The sequence below is a fragment of the Streptococcus saliviloxodontae genome (genome assembly GCF_016908655.1).
GTDB classification, from domain to species: Bacteria; Bacillota; Bacilli; order Lactobacillales; family Streptococcaceae; genus Streptococcus; species Streptococcus saliviloxodontae.
On sequence record NZ_JAFBEI010000025.1, the window covers coordinates 1 to 24,163 of the forward strand.

Annotated in this window: 26 protein-coding genes, 1 tRNA gene, 1 rRNA gene and 1 pseudogene; 20 read left to right on the forward strand and 9 right to left on the reverse strand. The window is 39.1% G+C overall.

From position 1 onward, the window contains the following. Together rrf and JOC31_RS06380 are read left to right on the forward strand one after the other, a co-directional pair. Positions 1-95: ribosomal RNA gene (rrf, locus tag JOC31_RS06375) — 5S ribosomal RNA — on the forward strand; the annotation flags it as partial. A 5-nt stretch (positions 96-100) separates the two neighbouring features. Then, a tRNA-Asn gene (locus JOC31_RS06380) sits at positions 101-174 on the forward strand. 174 nt (positions 175-348) lie between these two features. Here the strand turns inward: JOC31_RS06380 and JOC31_RS06385 are convergent. Together JOC31_RS06385 and JOC31_RS06390 are read right to left on the reverse strand one after the other, a co-directional pair. Further along, positions 349-494, reverse strand: a pseudogene (locus tag JOC31_RS06385) (IS200/IS605 family transposase); the annotation flags it as partial. Positions 495-992: 498 nt separating this feature from the next. Further along, on the reverse strand, positions 993-2,351 hold the full coding sequence (locus tag JOC31_RS06390; protein WP_205017330.1) for an aspartate kinase: 1,359 nt from the start codon (positions 2,349-2,351) through the stop codon (positions 993-995). A 147-nt stretch (positions 2,352-2,498) separates the two neighbouring features. On the opposite strand from JOC31_RS06390, the gene JOC31_RS06395 reads away from it, so the two are divergent. From JOC31_RS06395 to JOC31_RS06465, 15 genes are all read left to right on the forward strand, one after another. Continuing rightward, positions 2,499-3,146, forward strand: coding sequence for an HAD family hydrolase (locus JOC31_RS06395; RefSeq protein ID WP_205017331.1), 648 nt, complete (start codon positions 2,499-2,501; stop codon positions 3,144-3,146). A 150-nt stretch (positions 3,147-3,296) separates the two neighbouring features. Beyond that, positions 3,297-4,088, forward strand: a complete 792-nt coding sequence (locus JOC31_RS06400; protein WP_205017332.1) for an enoyl-CoA hydratase — start codon at positions 3,297-3,299, stop codon at positions 4,086-4,088. Between the two features lie 83 nt (positions 4,089-4,171). Continuing rightward, positions 4,172-4,606: a fatty acid biosynthesis transcriptional regulator FabT gene (fabT, locus tag JOC31_RS06405; RefSeq protein WP_205010274.1), complete on the forward strand. Its 435-nt coding sequence runs from the start codon at positions 4,172-4,174 to the stop codon at positions 4,604-4,606. Further along, entirely contained in the window at positions 4,606-5,568 is a 963-nt protein-coding gene (locus tag JOC31_RS06410; RefSeq protein WP_205017333.1) for a beta-ketoacyl-ACP synthase III, read from the forward strand. Before fabT ends, JOC31_RS06410 begins: the two co-directional genes overlap by 1 nt. Before the next feature lie 63 nt (positions 5,569-5,631). Beyond that, a complete protein-coding gene (locus JOC31_RS06415; RefSeq protein ID WP_205010276.1) occupies positions 5,632-5,856 on the forward strand; it encodes an acyl carrier protein in 225 nt (74 codons plus the stop codon). 118 nt (positions 5,857-5,974) lie between these two features. Beyond that, positions 5,975-6,931 carry an enoyl-[acyl-carrier-protein] reductase FabK gene (gene fabK / locus JOC31_RS06420; RefSeq protein ID WP_205017334.1) on the forward strand — a complete coding sequence of 319 codons (957 nt, stop codon included), beginning with the start codon at positions 5,975-5,977 and terminating at the stop codon, positions 6,929-6,931. A gap of 21 nt (positions 6,932-6,952) precedes the next feature. Next, complete coding sequence (fabD, locus tag JOC31_RS06425) at positions 6,953-7,873, forward strand: ACP S-malonyltransferase (RefSeq protein WP_205017335.1); 921 nt, start codon at positions 6,953-6,955, stop codon at positions 7,871-7,873. Positions 7,874-7,881: 8 nt separating this feature from the next. Beyond that, positions 7,882-8,619 (forward strand): 3-oxoacyl-[acyl-carrier-protein] reductase, encoded by a 738-nt coding sequence (gene fabG / locus JOC31_RS06430; protein WP_205017336.1) that lies wholly within the window; start codon positions 7,882-7,884, stop codon positions 8,617-8,619. A gap of 58 nt (positions 8,620-8,677) precedes the next feature. Beyond that, on the forward strand, positions 8,678-9,910 hold the full coding sequence (gene fabF, locus JOC31_RS06435) for a beta-ketoacyl-ACP synthase II (RefSeq protein ID WP_205017337.1): 1,233 nt from the start codon (positions 8,678-8,680) through the stop codon (positions 9,908-9,910). 2 nt (positions 9,911-9,912) lie between these two features. Further along, entirely contained in the window at positions 9,913-10,395 is a 483-nt protein-coding gene (accB, locus tag JOC31_RS06440; protein WP_205017338.1) for an acetyl-CoA carboxylase biotin carboxyl carrier protein, read from the forward strand. Beyond that, complete coding sequence (gene fabZ, locus JOC31_RS06445) at positions 10,392-10,817, forward strand: 3-hydroxyacyl-ACP dehydratase FabZ (protein ID WP_205010282.1); 426 nt, start codon at positions 10,392-10,394, stop codon at positions 10,815-10,817. Before accB ends, fabZ begins: the two co-directional genes overlap by 4 nt. Before the next feature lie 76 nt (positions 10,818-10,893). After that, complete coding sequence (locus JOC31_RS06450; RefSeq protein WP_205017339.1) at positions 10,894-12,264, forward strand: acetyl-CoA carboxylase biotin carboxylase subunit; 1,371 nt, start codon at positions 10,894-10,896, stop codon at positions 12,262-12,264. Between the two features lie 8 nt (positions 12,265-12,272). Then, the gene (gene accD / locus JOC31_RS06455) at positions 12,273-13,139 is read left to right on the forward strand and encodes an acetyl-CoA carboxylase, carboxyltransferase subunit beta (protein ID WP_205017340.1); all 867 of its coding nucleotides are present in this window, start codon (positions 12,273-12,275) and stop codon (positions 13,137-13,139) included. Next, positions 13,136-13,909, forward strand: coding sequence for an acetyl-CoA carboxylase carboxyl transferase subunit alpha (locus JOC31_RS06460; protein WP_205017341.1), 774 nt, complete (start codon positions 13,136-13,138; stop codon positions 13,907-13,909). The genes accD and JOC31_RS06460 overlap by 4 nt, the downstream gene beginning before the upstream one ends. A 51-nt stretch (positions 13,910-13,960) precedes the next feature. Beyond that, on the forward strand, positions 13,961-14,587 hold the full coding sequence (locus tag JOC31_RS06465) for a ribonuclease P (protein WP_205017342.1): 627 nt from the start codon (positions 13,961-13,963) through the stop codon (positions 14,585-14,587). Between the two features lie 28 nt (positions 14,588-14,615). On the opposite strand, the gene serS is transcribed toward JOC31_RS06465, so the two are convergent. The 7 genes from serS to JOC31_RS06500 form a co-directional block, all read right to left on the reverse strand. Then, complete coding sequence (gene serS / locus JOC31_RS06470) at positions 14,616-15,893, reverse strand: serine--tRNA ligase (RefSeq protein ID WP_205017343.1); 1,278 nt, start codon at positions 15,891-15,893, stop codon at positions 14,616-14,618. A gap of 107 nt (positions 15,894-16,000) precedes the next feature. Beyond that, positions 16,001-16,222 (reverse strand): phosphoribosylaminoimidazole carboxylase, encoded by a 222-nt coding sequence (locus JOC31_RS06475; RefSeq protein WP_205017344.1) that lies wholly within the window; start codon positions 16,220-16,222, stop codon positions 16,001-16,003. A 225-nt stretch (positions 16,223-16,447) separates the two neighbouring features. Continuing rightward, complete coding sequence (locus tag JOC31_RS06480) at positions 16,448-16,816, reverse strand: DUF956 family protein (protein WP_205017345.1); 369 nt, start codon at positions 16,814-16,816, stop codon at positions 16,448-16,450. Between the two features lie 76 nt (positions 16,817-16,892). Next, positions 16,893-17,804, reverse strand: coding sequence for a PTS system mannose/fructose/sorbose family transporter subunit IID (locus JOC31_RS06485; RefSeq protein ID WP_205017346.1), 912 nt, complete (start codon positions 17,802-17,804; stop codon positions 16,893-16,895). Between the two features lie 16 nt (positions 17,805-17,820). Further along, positions 17,821-18,627, reverse strand: coding sequence for a PTS mannose/fructose/sorbose transporter subunit IIC (locus JOC31_RS06490; protein WP_205017347.1), 807 nt, complete (start codon positions 18,625-18,627; stop codon positions 17,821-17,823). A 132-nt stretch (positions 18,628-18,759) separates the two neighbouring features. Continuing rightward, the gene (locus JOC31_RS06495) at positions 18,760-19,752 is read right to left on the reverse strand and encodes a PTS sugar transporter subunit IIB (RefSeq protein WP_205017348.1); all 993 of its coding nucleotides are present in this window, start codon (positions 19,750-19,752) and stop codon (positions 18,760-18,762) included. A 538-nt stretch (positions 19,753-20,290) separates the two neighbouring features. After that, complete coding sequence (locus JOC31_RS06500) at positions 20,291-21,106, reverse strand: HAD family hydrolase (RefSeq protein WP_205017349.1); 816 nt, start codon at positions 21,104-21,106, stop codon at positions 20,291-20,293. 95 nt (positions 21,107-21,201) lie between these two features. Here JOC31_RS06500 and JOC31_RS06505 point away from each other — a divergent pair, with 95 nt between their 5' ends. From JOC31_RS06505 to JOC31_RS06515, 3 genes are all read left to right on the forward strand, one after another. Then, a complete protein-coding gene (locus JOC31_RS06505) occupies positions 21,202-21,786 on the forward strand; it encodes a DUF1361 domain-containing protein (protein ID WP_205017350.1) in 585 nt (194 codons plus the stop codon). Positions 21,787-21,822: 36 nt separating this feature from the next. Continuing rightward, the gene (locus JOC31_RS06510; RefSeq protein WP_205017351.1) at positions 21,823-22,446 is read left to right on the forward strand and encodes a DUF1361 domain-containing protein; all 624 of its coding nucleotides are present in this window, start codon (positions 21,823-21,825) and stop codon (positions 22,444-22,446) included. A 220-nt stretch (positions 22,447-22,666) separates the two neighbouring features. After that, positions 22,667-24,076, forward strand: a complete 1,410-nt coding sequence (locus tag JOC31_RS06515) for an NCS2 family permease (RefSeq protein WP_205017352.1) — start codon at positions 22,667-22,669, stop codon at positions 24,074-24,076. Positions 24,077-24,163: the final 87 nt, after the last annotated feature.

Below are 24,163 nucleotides of genomic sequence, written 5' to 3' on the forward strand. Positions count from 1 at the left end.
GATACACCTGTTCCCATGCCGAACACAGAAGTTAAGACCTAGAACGCCTGATGTAGTTGGGGGTTGCCCCCTGTTAGATATGGAAGTCGCTTAGCTATAATCCGCCATAGCTCAGTTGGTAGTAGCGCATGACTGTTAATCATGATGTCGTAGGTTCGAGTCCTACTGGCGGAGTAATAAAAAAGTAGGGAATCTGTTAGATCTCTACTTTTTTGTATAATTTCAGACTATTGTAGCATTGGATAAAATGGTTTGGGAGAAGGGTTATGAATTCTAAAATTCGAAAACAGTATTCTCACCATATTGAACTATAATTTAGTCATAACCACCCGTGAAAACGGGTGGTTTTTATCGTATTCTAAAGCCTTCATCTGAAAATGGATCTTCATATTCTTTGACACTCAAGAATCAAGAGCAATGTCATCTCTCTCCTGGTCTCGTATGTATTTCGCAACAGTTTTTTCGTTCAGTTCGACCGTACTGACGTAATACCCTGATCAGCTTGTTGGTACCTCCAGTTTAGCGTTAGAATAAGGCAGGTTAAGAGCATAGGGAAGCTTCGGCAATGGGGGCAATCCTGACAGAGCAACGCTTTGAAATGTAATCTTTGTATTTGAGAAAGTTTTTGAAGACAGTTGAGAATTTCTGATTGACATTGTTTAAAATGAGTTCAATCAAAGAAATTCATAATGGCAATTGTCTTAATCATCATAGATTGCCTCAAGTGCTAGGCGATTCGACGTCTATTAAGAATAATTTCAGCGCATGGAGAAGTCTGCTTGATGATGGGAATGTAGCTGCCAATATATCCCACTGTGACAACTTTAACCTGTTCCTGAACATTTCTGAGATATTTGTGGAAGTAGTTTCTGATGATTGTTTGGGGTTATTTTTAAGGATGGTGATAATCTTTTTAATATTGAATAAAGAACCCGTCTTCTATATATTACAGAAGACGGATTCTTTAAGTGAATTTATTTAAAAAGGAACTATTATTTATCAGGGGAGAAAAAGGCTTGATAGAGTGATTTAACTGCTTCTTTCTCTTGTTCTGTTTTAATGACGAACATGACTGATACTTCACTAGATCCTTGAGAAATCATTTCTAGATTAATATGATTGTCGGATAAGGCTTTAGTCGCAGTTGCTGTAACACCAATATGGTCTTTCATATTTTCTCCAACTATCATAATAATAGAGAGGTTATGTTCAATTTCAACTTCATCAACACCAAGTTCTCGTGTGAGGTAAGACAGAATTTCTTGTTCTTTTATAGGTGTCAGTTCTCTTTCTCTAACAATAATTGAAAGATCATCGATACCTGAAGGCATGTGCTCCCAACGAATGTTGAGATCTTCTAAAATTTGTAAAACTTTTCGTCCAAAACCAACTTCGCGATTCATCAAATATTTCGACATATTGATAGAAGCAAAGTTATCATCGGCAGCAATACCAACAACTGGGACAGATGCTCCACTGTGTTCTAGGGAAATGCGTGTTCCTGGGTGATCAGGATTATTAGTATTTTTAATGACTAGAGGGATTTTCCCACGATAGGCTGGAATTAGTGCTTCATCATGAAGTACTGAAAATCCAGCATAAGCCAATTCACGCATCTCTTTGTAAGTTAATTCTTCAATTGAATGTGGGTTTTCAACGACACCTGGATGAGCAGCAAAAATACCATTAACATCGGTAAAGTTTTCATATAGATCTGCTTTGACACCGGCTGCAACAATTGAACCTGAAATGTCAGAACCTCCACGAGAGAATGTGCAGATTTGTCCTTCAGTTGTAACACCGAAGAAACCAGGAATAACTAAAACATCATCACTGTGACGAAGTTTTTCTAGTTTGTCATAGCTTGAAGGGAGAATGCGTGCATTTCCAGGTTCGCTACTAACAATGATACCAGCGTCTTTTGGATGAACATAACGAGCAGAAATACCATTTTTACGGAAATACTCAGCAATTAGCTTGGCATTGTTATCTTCACCAGCAGCAAGGAATGAATCATATAAGAAATCATTATCCTTAATGGGTAATTGGGCAAGTGACTTGATGGCTTCAGCAATATCGTCAATAATATTAGATGTTAGCTGAAGTTCATCTACCATATCTTGATAGCGATTAATAATCCAGTCTTGATCTGCAGTGACATCGTCACCGTTAGTATAGCTTTTATAGTATTTGATGAGGGCATCAGTTACTTTAGTGTCTTCAGCATTTCGTTTTCCCGGTGCAGAGACAACAACAAAACGTCTTTCTTGATCAGATTTAACGATATTAAGTACTTTTTTTAATTGAGTAGCAGAAGCTAAGGAGCTCCCACCAAATTTAATAACTTTCATTTTTTTCTCCAAAATTATATGATATGTAAATTATATCAAAATTCAGACAATTCGTCATTAACTTTATGATATTTACAATCAATGATGTATATTGTTGATTTTTTTCTAGAAATTATTATAAAATATAGGGTGAGGTGGGCATGACATATGACATTAAAAGGGATTATTTTTGATATGGACGGTGTCTTATTTGATACTGAAAAATTTTATTATGATCGGAGAGAAACTTTCTTAAATGAAAGGGGAATTTCGATTGATCATTTACCTCCATCATTTTTTATTGGAGGCAATATGAAGCAAGTATGGCAAAATATACTAAAAGAAGATTACGATAAGTGGGATGTCGAAACACTACAGAAAGACTATAATCAGTACAAACAAGATCATCCGTTACCTTATTGTGATTTGATTTTTCCAGATACTAGAGATATGCTTAGTGCTTGTCAACAATCAGGTCTTAAGATAGGGATTGCATCTAGTTCTACAAAAAAAGATATTTTAAAAGCATTACGAGATAATGATCTAGAAGGATATTTTCAAGTCATTTTATCGGGAGAAGAATTTCCAGAAAGTAAACCGAATCCAGCAATTTATTTAGAAGCATCTCGTAGATTGATGCTTGATAAAGGTGATCTCGTTATTGTTGAGGATAGTGAAAAGGGTATTCAAGCAGGTGTATCAGCTGGTATTGAGGTTTTTGGAGTTCGTGATGAGCGTTTTGGTATGAATCAAGAAAAAGCTAGCAAACTCTTTTCTAATTTGACAGAGATAAAAACTTATTTAGCTTTAGATTAGTTTTTTTATCAAATAATAAGAAATATAAAATTAAAAAATTCTAACATTTATTGTTGAGAATTTTTTTTTATTGTGTTAGACTGATAAGGTATTATAGTTTGAATATCAAATTATTGAAATGTAAAATTATAGCTGACTGGGGGTTCGAAAATGACTTTCGAAACGATTAAATATAGTGTTGCTGATGATGTCGCTACTTTGACATTAAATCGTCCAGATGTATCCAATGGATTTAATATTCCGATGTCACAAGAGATTTTAGAAGCATTAGCTTTGGCTGAGAGAGATGAAGCTGTTAAGATTCTTCTTATCAATGCTGAAGGATCTGTCTTTTCTGTTGGAGGAGATTTGGTTGAAATGCAGCGTGCTGTGGATGCTGATGATGTCCAATCATTGGTACTTATTGCAGAACTTGTGAACAAGATTTCTTTTGCAATGAAGAAATTACCTAAGCCGGTTATTATGAGTGTTGATGGTGCGGTAGCAGGTGCAGCAGCTAATATGGCAGTAGCGGCAGACTTTGTTGTTGCTAGTGATAAAACAAAATTTATTCAAGCCTTTGTTGGTGTGGGGCTAGCACCTGATGCGGGTGGTATTTTCTTGATGTCAAGGGCAGTTGGTGTGACAAGAGCAACTCAGCTTGCAATGACAGGGGAAGGATTAACTGCTGAAAAAGCCTTGGATTATGGAATTGTGTACCGACTTTGTGAGTCAGAGAAGTTGGAACGTACAACTAGTCAATTGATTAAACGCCTTTTGAGAGGTTCCATTAATTCTTATCGAGCTATTAAAGCAATGGTCTGGGAATCGTCGTTTGCTGGTTGGGAAGATTATACGAAGTTAGAGTTGGAATTACAAGAAGAGCTTGCATTTAAGGAAGACTTCAAAGAAGGAGTACGTGCTTTTTCAGAACGTCGTCGTCCGAAATTTACTGGGAAGTAAGTTTTTCATTAAATTTTTACTTGCATAAATTTTTGATGTTTGATATAATTTGACTGTCAAAGTTTATTGAAAGGAGTGTCAATTTGGAAGATTCACAAGTTAATGATTATTTAGTTGATATCTTCAATAATGTTTTGATTATTGAAGAAAACAGTTTAAAAGTTAGTCGCTTTAGCGATGTATCAATTAAAGAAATGCATACTATTGATGAGATTGGTAAAAGTCCAAATATAACACCTAGCGAGGTTGCTAAAGCTCTTATGGTGACATTAGGTACCGTAACGACTAGCCTGAATAAACTTGAACAAAAAGGTTATATTATTCGAACGCGATCGAATATTGACCGTCGTGTTGTCCATCTTTCTCTAACACAAAAAGGAAGATTGGTTTATCGTCTTCATCAACGTTTTCATAAATCAATGGTTGAACGTATCATTGAAGGATTCGATGAAGATGAGGCGCGCGTTATGAAAAAGGGACTTGTTAACTTACATACTTTTCTTGAGGAGTTAAAATAATGGTTTATGCAAAAATTAGCCAGGTTGCACATTATGCTCCAGAACAGGTCGTAACAAACAATGATCTTGCTCAAATTATGGACACAAGTGATGAGTGGATTTCCAGTCGTACTGGAATTCGCCAGCGACATATTTCTGAGAATGAGAATACAAGTGATCTTGCAACAAAAGTAGCAGAATCTTTAATTCAAAAGGCTGGTATATCAGCGGAAGAGTTAGATTTTGTAATTGTAGCAACGATTTCACCTGATTCTTATATGCCTTCAACTGCAGCTCGTGTGCAGGGAAATATTGGAGCTAGCCATGCTTTTGCCTATGATGTGACTGCAGCATGCAGTGGTTTTGTTTTTGCCTTAGCTACAGCTGAGAAGTTTATTCTCTCAGGCTCTTACAAAAAGGGTATTGTTATAGGAGCAGAGGTGCTTTCAAAGACTCTTGATTGGTCTGATCGTAGTACAGCTGTCTTATTCGGTGATGGAGCAGGTGGTGTTTTACTTGAAACAAGTGAGGAGCCTCATTTTTTAGCAGAATCACTCAATACAGATGGTAGCAAAGGTGGACTTGAGTCTGGTAAGACGCGTGTAAAATCGCCATTCTCAGATGATAACGAAGAAGTAAATCCATTTTTACAGATGGATGGACGTTCGATTTTTGATTTTACCATCAGAACGGTTGCCAATAGTATTAAGGCTATTTTGGAGGAGGTTGAAGAACCTGACTACTTCTTGTTACATCAGGCGAATATCCGTATCTTAGATAAAATGGCTAAAAAAATCAATGTTGATAGAGAAAAATTTATAGCAAACATGATGCATTTTGGAAATACCAGTGCAGCAAGTATTCCAATTCTCTTATCAGAATCTGTTGATAAGGGAATTATCAAATTAGATGGTAGCCAAACGATTCTTCTATCAGGTTTTGGTGGAGGTTTGACTTGGGGCACTCTAATTGTTAAAATCTAGTTATACACTGTGCATTAGCACTTTTATAAAAATTTATTTATATATTTTAAGGAGACATTAATCATGGCAGTATTTGAAAAAGTACAAGACATCATCGTTGAAGAACTCGGTAAAGAAGCAGAAGAAGTAAAATTGGAAACTACTTTCGATGAGCTTGATGCAGATTCATTGGATGTATTCCAAGTAATTTCAGAAATCGAAGATGAATTTGATATTCAAATTGAAACTGAAGAAGGACTTAATACTGTAGGCGATCTTGTTGCTTACGTTGAAGAAAAAACAAAATAATTGTGACATAGAGAGTATTCGTTGGGAATATTCTCTCTTGTTTATTTTGGTAGTTTGAATTTCAAATTACTTGTCAGATTGATAGTGTCACTTAACAAAATAGAAGAAGGTTTTTGAAATGAAATCGAGAATTACAGAACTTTTAGGTATCAAATATCCTATTTTCCAAGGTGGTATGGCTTGGGTTGCTGATGGTGATTTGGCTGGTGCAGTGTCTAATGCAGGTGGTCTTGGAATCATCGGTGGTGGGAACGCACCTAAAGAAGTTGTTAAAGCAAACATCGATAAGGTGAAATCAATCACCGATAAACCATTTGGTGTTAATATCATGCTCTTGTCTCCATTTGCAGATGATATTGTTGATCTTGTCATCGAAGAAGGTGTCAAGGTGGTTACCACTGGTGCAGGAAATCCAGGTAAATACATGGAGCGTTTCCACGAAGCAGGTATTACCGTTATTCCAGTAGTGCCATCAGTTGCCCTTGCTAAACGTATGGAAAAACTTGGAGCGGATGCCGTTATTGCTGAAGGTATGGAAGCTGGTGGTCACATTGGTAAATTAACAACAATGACTCTTGTCCGTCAAGTAGTTGATGCAGTTGATATTCCAGTTATTGGAGCAGGTGGTGTTGCTGATGGTCGTGGTGCCGCGGCAGTATTTATGTTGGGTGCAGAGGCTGTTCAAGTCGGAACACGATTTGTTGTTGCTAAAGAATCAAATGCCCACCAAAATTTTAAAGATAAAATTTTGAAAGCTAAGGATATCGATACCGTTGTATCTGCATCAGTAGTGGGACATCCTGTTCGTGCTATTAAAAACAAATTGGCAACTGCTTATAATCAGGCAGAAAAAGATTTCTTGGCTGGTAAGAAAACAGCTGAAGAAATTGAAGAATTAGGTGCTGGTGCTCTTCGTAATGCCGTAGTGGATGGTGATGTTGTTAATGGTTCTGTTATGGCAGGTCAGATTGCAGGTCTTGTTCGTAAAGAAGAAACGTGTCAAGAAATTCTTGAAGACCTTTATAATGGTGCTAAGGCAGTTATTCTTGAAGAAGCAAAGCGTTGGGCTGACTAAACTAAAAAGTAGAGGATTGACATGACAAAACGAGCATTCTTATTTGCTGGTCAAGGCGCTCAGAAATTGGGTATGGCTAGTGATTTGGTTGAACAGTATCCGATTGTTAAAGAGACATTCGATACCGCTAGTGCTATATTAGGTTATGATTTACGTGATTTGATTGATCATGATGACGAAAAACTCAATCAGACACGTTATACACAACCTGCTATTTTGACAACATCTGTTGCTATCTATCGTCTCTTAGTAGAGAATGGTGTAACCCCTGATATTGTTGCAGGTTTGTCACTGGGAGAATATTCTGCTCTTGTTGCTGCGGGTGCTCTTTCTTTTGAAGATGCTGTGGCTTTAGTTGCAAAACGTGGCGAATTTATGGAAACAGCTGCTCCTGCAGGTAGTGGGAAGATGGTTGCTGTCATGAATACAGAGGCTAGTTTGATTGAGGACATTTGTCAAAAAGCCTCTATTAAGGGAGTTGTTACGCCTGCGAATTATAATACGCCTGGGCAAATTGTTATTGGTGGAGAAGTGGATGCTGTTAATGAAGCTGTTGAGTTACTCAAAGAAGCGGGCGTTAAACGCTTAATTCCTCTCAACGTTTCAGGACCATTTCATACAGCTTTATTGCGTTCAGCCAGTGAGAAATTAGCAGTTGAACTTGAAAAAGTAAACGTTGATGATTTTCAGATACCACTTGTCGGTAATACAGAGGCTAAGATCATGCAGCATTCTGAGATTAAGTCTCTTCTTGCTCGTCAGGTAATGGAGCCAGTTCGCTTCTACGATTCGATTGAAGTGATTAAAGAATTTGGCATTGATGAAGTGATTGAGGTGGGTCCTGGTAAAGTGTTAGCAGGATTCTTGAAGAAGATTGATAAGACAATTCCAGTTGCTTCTATTGATAATCAAGCTAGTCTTGAAGAATTTCTTGGAGAATAAGGAAAACTATGGAACTTAAATCAAAAAATGTTTTTGTCACAGGATCAACACGAGGAATTGGTCTTGCTATCGCTCATAAATTTGCTAGTCTTGGTGCTAATGTCGTTTTGAATGGTCGCTCGGCTATTTCTCAAGAACTATTGGATAGTTTTAAAGATTATGGCGTGACTGTTCTTGCTATTAGTGGAGATATCTCAGATAGCCAAGATGCTAAGCGTATGGTTGCTGAAGCTACAGAAGCTCTTGGAAGTATTGATGTTCTTGTGAACAACGCTGGTATTACCAACGATAAGCTAATGCTCAAGATGACTGAGGAAGATTTTGAATCAGTGCTAAAAATTAATCTGACTGGTGCTTTTAATATGACACAGGCAGTTTTGAAACCGATGTCTAAAGCACGTCAAGGAGCCATCATTAACATGTCTTCAGTTGTTGGTCTTGTCGGAAATGTCGGACAAGCGAACTATGCTGCTTCTAAAGCTGGTTTGATTGGTTTTACGAAGTCAGTTGCCCGTGAAGTGGCTGCGCGTGGCGTTCGTGTTAATGCCATTGCTCCTGGTTTTATTGAGTCAGATATGACAGATGCTATTCCAGACAAAATGAAGGATGCTATGCTTGGTCAAATCCCAATGAAAGCATTTGGACAACCTGAACAAGTAGCTGATGTCACTGTCTTTCTAGCAAGCCAAGACTATTTGACAGGTCAAGTTATCGCCATTGATGGTGGTATGACCATGAATGGTTAATCGTTTAAAAAGTCAAAAATCGTTTAGAAAATAAAAAAGCAGACAAAGGAGAAAGCTTATGTCTACAAATCGTGTTGTTGTTACTGGTTATGGAGTGACGTCACCAATTGGAAATACACCAGAAGAATTCTGGAATAGCCTCCATGAAGGAAAAATTGGGATTAAACCAATCACAAAGTTTGATCCATCAGAAATTCCTGTCTTTAATGCAGGAGAAATTCAAGATTTCCCATTTGATAAATACTTTGTCAAAAAAGATACTAATCGTATGGATGCTTACTCACTTTATGCCATCTATGCTGCCATGGAAGCACTTGAAAATGCTAACTTAGATATGGAGACAGTTGACCGTGACCGTACAGGTGTTATCGTGTCATCAGGTATTGGTGGTTTGCAAGAACTTGAAGACCAAATCATCCGTATGAATGATAAAGGTATGAAACGTATTAAACCCATGTTCATTCCTAAAGCTCTTTCAAATATGGGTGCTGGTAATATTGCTCTTAAAATTGGTGCACAAGGTGTTTGTAAATCAGTAACAACTGCCTGTGCTTCTGCTAATGATGCTATCGGTGAAGCCTTTCGTGAAATTAAATATGGTTTCCATGATGTTATCTTAGCAGGTGGTTCAGAAGCTTCTATCACTAAGATTGGTATCGGTGGTTTCAATGCCCTAACTGCCCTTTCAACAACAGAAGACCCAGCTCGTTCAGCTATTCCATTTGATAAAGATCGTAATGGCTTTGTTATGGGTGAGGGTGCAGGTGTCCTTGTTATTGAAAGCCTCGAACACGCCCAAAAACGTGGTGCTAATATCTTGGCTGAGATTGTTGGTTATGGTTCAAACTGTGATGCTTATCATATGACAACACCAACTCCTGATGGTTCTGGTGCTGCTAAAGCTATTAAACTTGCCCTTAACGAAGCTGGTATTGAAGCAAGTGATGTTGATTATGTCAATGCTCATGGAACATCAACACAGGCTAATGAAAAAGGGGAAAGTCAAGCTATCGTTGCTGTTCTTGGTAAGGAAGTACCTGTATCATCAACCAAATCATTCACAGGTCACCTACTTGGTGCTGCTGGTGCGGTTGAAGCTATTGCAACTATCGAGGCAATGCGTAACAGCTTTATCCCAATGACTGCAGGAACTAAGGAATTATCAGATTACATCGAAGCGAATGTCATTTTTGGACAAGGTTTGGAAGCAGAAGTTAACTATGCTATCTCAAATACTTTTGGTTTTGGTGGTCACAATGCTGTGCTTGCCTTTAAACGTTGGGAGGCTTAAGCATGAATATTTCTGACATTAAAGATTTGATGGGTCAATTTGATGGATCAAGTCTGCGTGAATTTTCATATCGTACAGGTGATGTTGAGCTTGCTTTTTCAAAAAATGAAGCAACTTCTGCGCCAGTGGCGCAAGCTACTCCAGTAACAGCTGCTCCCGTAGTCAGTCCTGTAGATACTCCCAAAGTAGCCCCAGCAGTAGAAGAAGCGTCAGCACCTGTTGAATCTACGCCAGCTCCATCATCAGCAGAAGGTGATGTTGTTGAAAGCCCATTGGTGGGTGTCGCTTACTTGTCACCAGCTCCAGATAAGCCAGCCTTTGTTTCTGTTGGTGATTCTGTCAAGAAAGGTCAAACGCTCTTGATCATTGAGGCTATGAAAGTGATGAATGAAGTTCCAGCACCAAAAGATGGCGTTGTGACAGAAATCTTAGTAGCTAATGAAGATGTTGTTGAATTTGGGAAAGGTTTGGTACGTATCAAATGACAATCGATATTAATCAAATTAAAGAGGCTCTACCACACCGTTACCCATTTCTCTTGGTTGACCGTGTCCTAGAAACATCAGAAGATGAAATTGTTGCCATCAAAAATGTGACGATTAATGAGCCTTTCTTTCAAGGGCATTTTCCACAGTATCCTGTTATGCCAGGTGTCTTGATTATGGAGGCTCTTGCACAGACGGCTGGTGTTCTTGAACTCTCAAAAGAAGAGAATAAAGGGAAATTAGTCTTCTATGCAGGTATGGACAAGGTTAAGTTTAAAAAGCAAGTCGTACCCGGTGACCAACTTGTTATGACAGCTAAATTCGTTAAACGTCGCGGAACAATTGCTGTTGTGGAGGCAAAAGCAGAAGTTGACGGAAAACTTGCTGCTAGTGGTGTCTTAACATTTGCCATTGGTAACTAACTGAGTGAAAAGATAGTCTGGGCTCAGCTCAGCTATTTTCACATTAAGAACTCCCGAATAGGAGAAAACGATAGATATGTTTAAAAAATTATTGATCGCCAATCGTGGTGAAATTGCGGTGCGTATTATTCGTGCGGCGCGTGAATTGGGGATTTCCACAGTTGCCGTCTATTCGGAAGCTGATAAGGATGCCCTTCATACCAATCTTGCTGATGAGGCTGTTTGTATCGGTCCAGCCAGATCAACAGAATCTTATCTTAATATGAATGCTGTACTATCAGCAGCGATTGTAACTGGAGCACAAGCCATTCACCCAGGTTTTGGTTTCTTGAGTGAAAACTCTAAATTTGCAACCATGTGTGAGGAACTTAACATCAAATTTATCGGCCCAGCTGGATCTGTTATGGATAAGATGGGAGATAAAATCAATGCCCGTGCTGAAATGATAAAGGCTAAAGTGCCAGTTATTCCAGGTTCAGATGGAGAAGTTTATACGGCTGAAGAAGCGTTGGAAGTCGCCGAGCGTCTGGGTTATCCTGTCATGCTTAAGGCATCAGCTGGTGGTGGTGGTAAAGGGATTCGAAAGGTTAAGAGTCAAGAAGAGCTTGCTCCAGCCTTTGAATCCGCATCACAGGAAGCTTTAGCTGCCTTTGGTAATGGTGCTATGTATATCGAGAAGGTTATCTATCCAGCTCGTCATATTGAGGTTCAAATCTTAGGTGATTCCTTTGGTCATATTGTCCACTTGGGTGAGCGTGATTGTTCATTGCAGCGTAACAACCAGAAAGTCTTGGAAGAGAGTCCATCTATTGCGATTGGTTCAACCCTTCGTCAGAAAATGGGTGATGCAGCTGTTCGTGCAGCGCAAGCTGTTTCTTATGAAAATGCAGGAACAATTGAGTTTCTTCTCGATGAAGAAAGCGGCAACTTCTATTTTATGGAAATGAATACTCGTGTTCAGGTAGAGCACCCTGTTACTGAATTTGTCACAGGTGTTGATATTGTTCGTGAGCAAATCCGTATTGCAGCAGGTCAAGAGTTATCCGTCTCTCAAGAGGATATTCAATTCACAGGTCACGCTATCGAATGCCGTATCAATGCAGAGAATCCTAAATTTAACTTTGCACCATGTCCAGGTAAGATTACGGATCTCTATCTTCCTAGTGGTGGTGTTGGCTTACGTGTTGATTCTGCGGTTTATAACGGCTATACCATTCCGCCTTACTATGATTCTATGATTGCTAAGGTTATTGTTCATGGAGAAAATCGATTCGATGCTCTGATGAAGATGCAACGTGCGCTTTATGAATTGGAGATTGAAGGTGTTGTAACCAATACAGAGTTCCAATTGGATCTCATCTCAGATAAAAATGTTATCGCTGGGGATTACGATACGTCCTTCTTGATGGAGACCTTCCTTCCAGCCTATCAAAAGACTGAAGAATAGGAGCGCTTATGGCTTTATTTGGAAAAAAAGAAAAGTATATCCGCATCAATCCCAACCGATCAATCAGATCTCGAGTAGAACGTGAGACACCAGAAGTTCCAGACGAGCTATTTGCTAAGTGTCCAGCCTGCAAACATGTTATTTATCAGAAGGACTTAGGACCAGCTAAGATTTGTCCGGCTTGTTCTTATAACTTCCGTATTTCAGCTAAGGAGCGTCTAGCACTTACAGTTGATGACAATAGCTTTACTGAGCTATTTACAGGTATTGAAACTACTGATCCTTTGAACTTTCCTGGTTATAAAGAAAAAATTGAACTAGCACGTGAAAAGACAGGTCTTGACGAAGCTGTTTTGACAGGTACCGCTAGCATCAAAGGGACAAGGGTTGCTCTTGCAATCATGGATTCTAACTTCATTATGGCTTCGATGGGAACTGTTGTCGGTGAAAAGATTACTCGCCTCTTCGAATTAGCAATCGAGGAAAAGTTACCTGTTGTTATTTTTACAGCATCTGGAGGTGCTCGTATGCAAGAGGGGATTATGAGTCTCATGCAGATGGCTAAAATCTCAGCAGCAGTCAAACGTCATTCTAATGCAGGGCTTTTTTACTTGACTGTTTTGACGGATCCAACGACTGGTGGGGTGACAGCTAGCTTTGCTATGGAAGGTGACATTATTTTGGCTGAGCCTCAGACTCTGATTGGCTTTGCAGGACGTCGTGTGATTGAGACAACTGTTCGTGAGAATCTTCCAGATGATTTCCAAAAGGCGGAGTTTCTGTTAGAACATGGTTTCGTTGATGCTATTGTGAAGCGTATGGATTTGCGTGATACTATTGGTAATTTGGTTGCTTTTCATGGAGGTCGTAAATGAGTAGTAATGTCGCTAGAATTTTAAAAGAAGCGCGTGACCAGGGTCGTTTGACGAGCCTAGACTATGCTGAAAGCCTCTTTGATGACTTTATGGAATTACATGGAGATCGCCATTTTGCAGATGACGGAGCTATTATTGGTGGTATTGCTCGTCTGAATGGTCGTCCTGTGACGGTTATTGGTATTCAAAAAGGGAAGAATCTTCAAGATAATTTGGATCGTAACTTTGGACAACCCAATCCAGAAGGTTATCGTAAGGCGCTACGTTTGATGAAGCAGGCTGAAAAATTTGGTCGTCCTGTCATTACTTTCATCAATACCGCAGGTGCTTATCCTGGTGTCGGTGCTGAAGAACGTGGTCAGGGTGAAGCGATTGCTAAAAATTTGATGGAAATGAGTGATCTTAAAGTACCTATTATCGCCATTATCATTGGTGAGGGGGGCTCTGGTGGAGCCTTGGCACTAGGTGTGGCTGATAAGGTTTGGATGCTTGAACATACCATGTATGCGATTTTAAGTCCAGAAGGTTTTGCCTCTATTCTTTGGAAAGATGGCAGTCGGGCTACAGAAGCTGCTGAATTGATGAAAATCACAGCAGGTGAACTTCTTAATATGGGAATTGTTGACAAGGTCATCCCAGAACATGGTTATTTTTCAAGTGAGATTTTAGATAATCTGAAACAATCCCTTGTTGAAGAGATTGATCATTTATCTCAGTTGAATCTCGATGAGCTTTTGGAAGCTCGCTATCAACGCTTTAGAAAATATTAGAGAAAAAGGCCTCTGGGTCTTTTTCTCTAATCAAAGAAAAGAGGATAACTGATGTTTCGTAAAATCAATGAATACTTTACCTATCAGGGATTTAAATACATCAAACCAGAAAAAGCAGGTAATCAAGCGAGAGAAATGGAAGCGTTTAAGGCACTTGGTCAGGCTGCTCGACAAGAGATGCAGCTGTTAACCAAGTGTTTGGATGAAAGATTAACTGATTTTAAAATAACTCGTGTTAGCAACTGGGCTAATCAAGCTCAAGTGGGTCGTCCACATTTTTGGTGCTATTTTATGGAGGAAGAGTCTTCTGCAGATGATGTTGGGATTGCCATTAGACTTTATGGTCAGAAAGATGACTTTGGCTTGTCAGTAGAGGTTAGCTTTATTGAGCGTAAAAAGTCAGAGACAACTCTCTTGAAGCAAGCGAAAGTTTTGACTGTTCCAATAGCAGAACCGCTCTACTATATGGTTCAAATGGATGGCGAGAGTCATAGAGAAGAAGGAACAGAAACAAATCGTCATCGTTTGAAGTTAGAGCTTGAGGAGGGAAAAATCAGAAAGGTTCTTTTGAAATATGATATTCCTTTAAAAGTGGATACGTCTCTTGAGGAGCTTGTTCCTAAGATACTAGAAGGTTTTGAAAAGGTCATGCCTTATTATGAAGTAACAAAAAACTGATTTTGCTAATGCAAAATCAGTTTTTCTCTTATTTCGGTGCAATCACTTCAGCACCACCCATGTATGGACGAAGGACTTCTGGAATAGTGACAGAACCATCTTCATTTTGATAGTTTTCAAGGATAGCAGCAACTGTACGTCCAACAGCAAGACCAGAACCGTTGAGGGTGTGGAGGAGTTTAACCTTACCATCTGCCTCATCACGGTAACGGATTTGAGCACGACGAGCTTGGAAATCTTCTGTATTTGAACATGATGAGATTTCACGGTAAGTGTTTTGTGCTGGAATCCAAACTTCTAAGTCGTAAGTTTTAGCAGCTGAGAATCCCATATCGCCAGTACACAAAGTAATAACACGGTATGGAAGGTCGAGTTTTTGAAGAATGTTTTCAGCGTTTGCTGTCATTTTTTCAAGCTCTTCGTAAGATTCTTCAGGTTTGGCAAATTTGACCATCTCAACCTTGTGGAATTGGTGGAGACGGATAAGACCACGTGTGTCACGACCTGCTGAACCAGCCTCAGAACGGAATGAAGGACTCATCGCTGTAAAGTAGATTGGAAGCTCTTTACCGTCAATGATTTCGTTACGGTAGTAGTTTGTCAAAGGTACTTCAGCAGTAGGGATAAGAACATAGTCTGAATCTGCCAACTCAAAGGTATCTTCTTTGAATTTTGGATATTGACCAGTTCCAAACATTGAGTCATGGTTAACCATGTAAGGTGTGATCATTTCAGTATAGCCTTCTTTAGCGTGTTCATCTAGCATGAAGTTATAGATAGCACGCTCCAAGCGGGCACCGAGGCCTTTGTAGAAAAGGAAGCGTGAACCAGTTACCTTAGCACCGTGTTCCCAGTCAAGAATGTCAAGGTCTTCACCAAGATCCCAGTGGGCTTTTGGTTCAAAGTTAAAGTCACGAGGTGTTCCCCAACGGCGAACTTCGACGTTTTCGTCTTCATCAGCACCAACAGGAACAGAATCGTGAGGTGTATTTGGCAATACTGTAATCATGTTGTTGAGTTTTTCATCAACCTCAGCTAATTCAGCATCTACAGCTTTGATAGTTGCTGAGACAGCTTGCATAGCTGCGATTTGTTCAGAAGCATCTTCTTTATTACGTTTTGCTTGAGCGATAGCATCAGTAGCGATGTTACGTTCTGCTTTTAACTCTTCTGATTTAATCAATAGTTCACGACGTTTTTCATCGATAGCTTTAAGTTCTTGAAGTGTTTTTTCATCAACACCACGGTTAGCAAGTTTTGTAGCAACTTGATCAAAATCGTTACGAATACGTTTAATGTCTAACATATGTTTAATACCTAGCCTAAAACAGATTATCACTCAATCTGATAGTCTGTTTTGGCTGGACTCAGTTGGATAGTCAACCGAGCCTTCCTTTCTAAATTACTAATAAGTTATTGAAAATCGCTTTTTTCAATAAGGACAGACGGATAGTGGGGGAGTTGACTTAGATCAGTATCTAGTGGTAGATCATAGATAGCAAGGTAATCCTGAGGAAACTCTTCTTGAAGCTCAGTCATCTTAGCAGAGAGTTTTTCTGGCTGGCTTGAAGCGTAGAGGACTTCTACAACAGCATCGGAGTCTTCTAAAAAAGCATGAACAATAAGTTGAATCATAATAATCTCCTTGATTTAGAAAAAACACAGAAGCTTTTGACTGCTGGAGCGCTAATGCGCGGTTCCATCCAGCTTCACAAATCTTCTGTGCACTTTAGTTATTATTGCTATGTCATGATACCACGGTAGAATTTCAAACTTAAGCCCTACCCACTCACAGCAACCGTAGGCTTTCTGAAAAAAGCAATCAAGTTTTACTTATCCGATATTGCTATTATATCTAAATTATGATTTTTTGGCAAATCGAGATGTTAGTTTTTGTAATAATGTTGGGATTTTGATGACCTTGTCGTCTCCTAACTTTTCTCTAGCAATCTTGAGGATTTTTCCAGAATCTTTGGAAGCAAATAACAAGCGACGTTTATTTGGAAGAAAAACTTGGAAATGACGACTGACTGTTTTTCCAGAAACATTGGCTCCGATTTGCTCAATTTCCTGCCAAGGAATTTGAATGTATTTCTCAACATTATTGTCTGGATAAAATTCAAGTGCTTTATCCCCAATTAAAAATTTTCCAATTTTATTGCCTCCAAGACCGACGTAATAGACACCGGGTGTAGAGAGTTCAACTGTAGTGTTTAATGATTGTGCCATAGACATTCCTTTTAATAGAAAGAGATAAGCTAAAAGGCTGGACGCTTGGTCGCAGCCTTTTATACTTTTAGTGATATTACATCCAACCAATAACGTGAAGGATGACACCGGCGATAAAGAGACCGATGATGATTGTGATAGGAGATACTTTTTTCTTAAGCAACCACATACACAAGAATGTAAGGAGAAGACCAAGAAGACCAGGAATCAATGAATCAATTTGACCTTGAAGTGTATTTGCTTTTTCTTGAGTCAAGCTAAGACCGCTGTTTACATTGGCAAGGATTTCTTGGAGTTGGCTACCTGTAACATTTCCTTTAGGGAACTCAATGTAAGCTCCTTTAGCAAGTGTTGTTGAAGGAAGTCCAAGAGCCATTTTAACTGATACCCAACGTTCAACAAGGGCTGCCAAAATGAACATACCAAGGATTGAAGCGCCTTTAGTGATGTCTTGAAGGATACCACCTGAAAGGTCTTTAGTAATTTCAGAACCAGCTTTGTAACCAAGTTCTTGAGTGTACCAAAGGAAAGCCATACGGATGATATTCCAACCAAAGAAGAAGATGATTGGACCAAGGATATTTCCAGACATAGCGATAGAAGCGCCTAGAGCACCAAGGATAGGACGTACAGTAAACCAGAAGACTGGGTCACCAATACCAGCAAGAGGTCCCATCATACCAATCTTAACCCCTTGGATAGCAGTATTGTCAATATCAGCTCCAGCAGCTTTTTCTTCTTCAAGAGCTAGTGTTACCCCAAGGATTGGAGAAGCGATGTATGGGTGTGTATTGAAGAATTCCAAGTGACGCTCAAGAGCGGCAGATTGGTCTTCTTTAGTTGTGTAAAGACGTTTAATAGCAGGGATAAGAGCATATGCCCAACCCAAGTTTTGCATACGTTCGTAGTTCCATGAACCTTGTAGGAAGGTTGAGCGCCACCAAACTTTAAGACGATCTGATTTTGTAAGTTGTACTTTTTCAGCCATAATAATCTCCCTTCTCTTAGTAGTCTTCTAGGATGTCGCCGATTGGATCGTTTGAACCACCAGCGCTACCACCGTTGCCTGAACCACCTTGTTTTGAAAGGTTAAGGTAGATAAGAGCAAGAGCGACACCGATAGCACCAAGAGCGATAAGTGTTAATTGGCTAATAGCAGCAAAGACAAAACCAAGTACGAAGAATGGCCAAGTTTCTTTTGTTGCCATCATGTTGATAACAAGGGCATAACCAACGGCAACGACCATGCCACCACCGATAGTCATACCATCTGATAACCAAGCAGGGATAGCATTAAGCATTGCTTGTACTGTTTCAGTTGGAAGAGCAAGAAGGAGAGCTGCAGGGATAGCAATACGGAGACCTTGCATGATAAGGGCAGTATAGTGAGCACGTTCTACAGCAGCGATGTTACCTTGTTTAGCGGCAGCATCTGCACGGTGTACTACCGCAACAGAAAGTGTACGTACGAACATTGTAAGCGCAAGACCTGCAACGGCAAGTGGGATAGCAACACCGTAAGCAACGGTAATCCCTTTGTTAGTGAAATCTCCACCTTTAACGAGGATAATAGATGCGGCAACAGCTGCTAGAGCAACGTCTGGTGCAACAGCTGCACCGATGTTAGCCCAACCAAGAGCAAGCATCTGAAGAGTACCACCAAGTATGATACCCGCAGTTACGTGACCTGTAGCAAGACCGATTAAAGTACATGATACAAGTGGTTGGTGGAATTGAAATTCGTCAAGGATACCATCAAGACCTGCGATAAAGGCGATGATAATGACTAAAATCATAGAAATAATTGACATTATTCTAAATCCTTTCTTTTTGTGATGACTGTATTTTACTGGAAACAGTCTTTATAATCGTTTTATATCTAAGTTAGGGTAATTGACTGTAGGGATGACTAGTAGTAGACCTGTTAATACCTACCAGTCATATTATTGAACATTTGCTTTGTTAATAAGGTCAAACAAATCTTTCTTAGAATCATTTGGAACTTTACGCACATCAAATTGAACACCTAAATCACGTAATTTTTCAAAGGTAGCAACGTCATCTTTATCCATAGAAAGCACGTTGTTAACCATTGTTTTACCAGTTGAGTGAGCCATAGAACCTACATTAAGTTCTTTGATTTCAACGCCACCCTCGATAGCTTCAAGAGCTTCTTGAGGTGTTTCAAATAAGATAAGCGCGTGGGTATTTCCAAAGCGAGGATCTTTAGAAGCTTCAATCAATTTACGGATTGGAACAACGTTAGCTTTAACACCATTTGGAGCAGCTTGTTTAATCAAGCTCTTACGAAGATCATCTTGAGCAACTGAGTCAGATGCTACGATGATACGGTCTGCTTTAGAAGCAGGTGTCCAGCCTGTAGCGACTTGTCCATGAAGAAGACGTGTGTCGATACGAGCAAGGTTAATTTTAAGTTTTCCATCTCCAAGAACGGTTCCTTCAGGAATCGCACCTTGAAGCTCAGGTTTACCTTCAGAAGCCGAAGGAGTTTCCTCAGCAGGATTGAGCTCTTCAGGGAGGGCTTTGATACCATCCTTAGCTTCCTTGATAATGTTTGCGGCAACTTGTTCAACCCCAGCGTTAGCATCCATAAGGCGCTCAGTGTAGGCTTGAATAAGCATTGGCAAGTTGAGACCTGTGATGATGGCAATCTTACGATCAGGATTTTCTCCTGAAACTCGGCTAGCTTGGTTAAATGGAGAACCACTCCAAAGGTCAGCTAGTACGAGAACTTCATCATCAGCATCAAATTGAGCGATAGCATTGTTGAAGTGAGCGTATAAGTCATCTGGACCTTCATTAGGCATGAAAGTGACAACTTGAACTTTCTCTTGTTCACCAAAGATCATTGATCCTGATTGATGAATACCTTCAGCAAATTTACCGTGGCTGGCAATAATAATACCGATACCCATTCTTGTTCTTCCTCCTAAAAAAATATTTTTCTTAAGATAAAAAAGAACCTCTCCAGTTTTAGGTCCTATCTCTTGACAGGACACTCTTTTTTATCTCAAAAAATCTAAGAACAGGAATATTGTAAAACGTTTTCAAAAAAATTGCAAGCCCTTTTTTAGAAAAAATTTGTAAAATAGCAATAATTTCCAAATGCTATCACTTAAGTAGTCAAAAATGAGCGAATTATATCAAAATAATGAGAATTGTGGTATTTGTCTAAAAACATAAAAGAGGCTGGAAAAATGACTGACCCCAAAAGTTAGTTTTTTTGTCTAACGTTTAGGGTGCAGTAGATTCCTAAGCCTCTTATTTTTTAGTTAGGTATTACAAGCCGAAGTGGTTGAGAGAGACATTGCAAGCCTTAAATGACCTAGCGTTTCTTCTGCACAGTTCATCGAGCAATTTAGTTTAGTGCTAATGAACTACTGCTGAGAGAAATTGAGGAAAGCCAATTTTTCTCTATTTCCAACACACTTTAGAGTAGTGGCAAAAATACTATTAAAATAGGAAGAGTTTTTGCAATTCTTTGGCAACGCCGTCTTCTGAATTGCTGTATTCTAGTTGTTGATCAGCATAAGGAAGTAGGGTCTGACTGGCGTTTTTCATAGCGTATCCTGTTTGAGCTAGCGCTAACATCTCGGTATCATTGTGTTCATCTCCGAAGGCAATTAAGTCTTGTTTAGACATGCCTAGTGTTTCGAGAAGATAGTTAAGAGCGTAAGCTTTATTGATTCCCTTAGGAGAGCACTCTAAGATATTGAGTGGTCCGCCCCAAGAGTCCACCTCAAGTTCGTGATTGTAACGTTTCTTCATTTCTAGCGCAAGCTCTTGTTTATCTTGGTGACGCGTCTGCATCAGGAGAGCATTTGGGTTACGAGTGATTTTTTCAGGAAAAAGGCGCATGCTATCGCTAATCTTATCAACACCAAAGAGAGCTGGTTGGATGGTTTCTGGATGATCCATGGTGATGTAAAAATGACGGCGGTATTCGCTAGCGATAAAGTCCATTTCTAAGTCGTCTTTATGTTTTAAGATATCGATGAGATAGCGTTTATCCAATCGAACAGATTTCTCAAAATCCCATTTGACTTTAGGGATATTTGTCAATGAACCGTTAAATGAGATAAGAGGTGTCTTCAATTTGAGAGTGTTGTAATGGTCGATAGCCATGCGATAAGGACGACCTGTGGCAATCACAACGATGTGACCAAGTTCTTGAACTTTTTGAATGGTGTCAATAGTAGTGTCTGACAGATACCCATCAGGATGCAGTAAGGTTCCGTCTAAATCAAGTGCAATCATTTTTTTCTTCATAATAAAGGCATTATAACAAAAATCTTAGGTAAATGGGAGAAAAGCTTCTCTTAATTGTGTTATAATTGGTGGTGAAACAAAAAAGAGGTTTTAGTATGCATAAGATTATTTTTAGTCATTTGTTTGTGGCTTTTATTTTATTTGGAATTTTATATTATCAGCCGGCTGTTGATGGTCTTTTAGTGAGTCTCATTTTAGCATTGGTAACCTTAGAAGCAGGTTTTTTAGCCCATCACATGGGAGGTGCAATCATGCGTTTGGTCGCCTTGGTAATCTGGCTTATTTTTTATCCGAATACGTTTAATCTGTTGATGTCAGTTAGCCGAGTCTCTTTTGGAGGAGACACGATTTGGACTGATGGATCAATGGCAGCCTTCATGGTATATCTAGCAGCCCTATCTTTTTCAGTGATTGCGGGAGCCTTGAGTCTGCAACTGATTCTAAAAAGTTTTAAGGCTAATCTTTATACACAGTTTTTGCTAATTCCATCAGTTGCTTTGTTGACTAGTTTATCGATTCATCTTGGACGTACGACTACTCTTGGTTGGGCAGATTTTTTGCTTAGTCCAGTTAATTTTATTGGTCAGATTGGTTCTAGTTTAACCATTGCTAATATTCCTTTTTTGATTGGAATGACTTTTATCCAGTGTATGTTTTTAGTGTTGTTGGGAGATGATTGAGAAGAGGCAATCGTTAACCTATGAGGAGGTTAGGAGATGAAGGGCTCGGTACCTTTAGTTATTAAAATACTTGGAATTCATTGTTTTTTAGGAATTATTGCTTTTGGAATTAAGTATTATCATCAATCTGGTCCAGACCTCGTTTGGAATATGATCTTAGCAGTGATTGCTTTAGATTTTGCAGTAGTTGCTTTTTATAGTCGTTATAAGTTGACACGGATTATTTTTGTACTTTTATGGCTTTTCTTTTATCCCAATACATTTTATATGCTAACGGATATTGTCCATATGCACTTTGTAGGAACAGTGCTCTATAAGCAAGAAAGTATGATTTTGTACATGCTTTATGTTCCAAGTATTTTATTTGGAACCTTATGTGGTTTGGAGAGTGTACGTATCGTAGTGATGAGCTTGTCACTTTCTTCGGTCTGGATACGATTGGTACTGTACACGATCTTATCTTTTATTTCTAGTTTTGCGATTCATATTGGTCGTTATGCAAGATTGAATTCCTGGGATCTGTTTACGAGACCTATGAAAGTGTTTCACGAAATAGTAGCAGTTGTGTCGTGGGATGCGATTTATTTTATAGCAGGATTTACTTGTATTCAGCTAATGTGTCTTTACTTTACAGATAGTTTTAAATCTCTAGATAGGTGATCTGGGGATTTTTTTGTTGTGATGCTTGTTGTAAAAAGACTTAAAGTAATTTCAGTTATAAAATGATTTTAAGTGTGATATTTTTAGGTGAATTCCATTGAAAAAAGAATGATAGTTTGATAAAATAGAAATATCGTTCGTAAAAAACCTTGTTTTCGAGGTGTTTTAGAATAAAAAGATATTAATAAGGGCATATGCCCGAAAAGGAGTCTCCATTCTCATGGAAAAGTTTTTTAAATTAAAAGAACACGGAACAGACGTTCGTACGGAAGTTTTGGCTGGTGTGACAACCTTTTTTGCGATGTCATACATTTTGATTGTTAACCCACAGATTTTAGGTCAAACTGGAATGCCTGCCCAGGGTGTTATGTTGGCAACTATCATTGGTTCTATCGCAGGAACCTTGATGATGGGACTTTATGCTAATATCCCTTATGCAATGGCACCTGGTATGGGATTAAATGCTTTCTTCACCTATACTGTTGTTGCAGCCTTGGGTTATACTTGGCAAGAAGCTTTAGCGATGGTATTTATCTGTGGTATTATTTCGATGGTTATCACATTGACAAAAGTACGTCGTATGTTGATTGATGAGATTCCAACTAGTCTAAAACATGCGATTTCAGCAGGTATTGGGGTTTTCTTAACTTACATTGGTATTAAAAATGCTGGCTTGATCAAATTCTCTATTGATCCAGGTACCTATACGAAAGCGGGAGAGTCTATTACAGCTAGCTCTGCAGCGACACCAAGTTTGGTAGCTTTTGACAATCCGGCAGTACTTGTTGCTATTGCCGGCATTCTGATTACAGCCTTCTTTGTTATTAAAAACATCAAAGGTGGTGTCATGATTTCAATCGTTGTAACTACTATCTTAGCGATTGTAACAGGTGTTGTTGATCTAGGTGCTATCGATTGGTCAGAAAACACACTTGGTTCAGCAGTATCTGAATTGCACCAAGTTTTTGGCGCAGCTCTGGGTTCTGAAGGTCTAGGACATCTTTTCTCAGACGCGAGTCGTCTACCGGAAGTATTGATGACTATTCTTGCTTTTGCGATGACGGACATTTTTGATAATGTTGGTACTCTTGTAGGAACTGGGGAAAAAGCAGGAATCTTCAATGTTGATGATAAGCATGCTTCAGCAGGTCTAAAAAATAAAATGGACAAGGCCTTGTTTGGTGATATGGTCGGAACAACTATCGGTGCTATCGCAGGAACTTCTAATGTGACGACTTATGTAGAGTCAGCTGCAGGTATCGGTGCTGGTGGTCGTACAGGTTTAACAGCAGTAGTTGTAGCAGTGTTATTTGCTATCTCAAGCTTCTTTACACCACTTGTAAAAGTTGTTCCTACACAAGCAACAGCAGCTGTATTGTTGATTGTTGGTATCATGATGCTGTCTAACTTGAAAAATATTAAGTGGGATGATATGTCAGAAGCTGTACCAGCTTTCTTCACTACTATTTTTATGGGATTTGCTTACTCTATTACAGAGGGAATTGCTTGCGGTTTCTTGATTTATACCTTCACCAAAGTCATCAAAAAAGAAGCTAAAGACGTTCACGCAATTATCTGGGTGATGGATGCTCTATTCATTTTAAACTTTATTAGTTTAGCTATTTTGTAATCTAAAAAGCTCTCGAATGTCGAGGGCTTTTGTCATGTCTGGATATCAGAATTTTCTTGGAAGCTCGTTCTTTTTTTGATATAATGG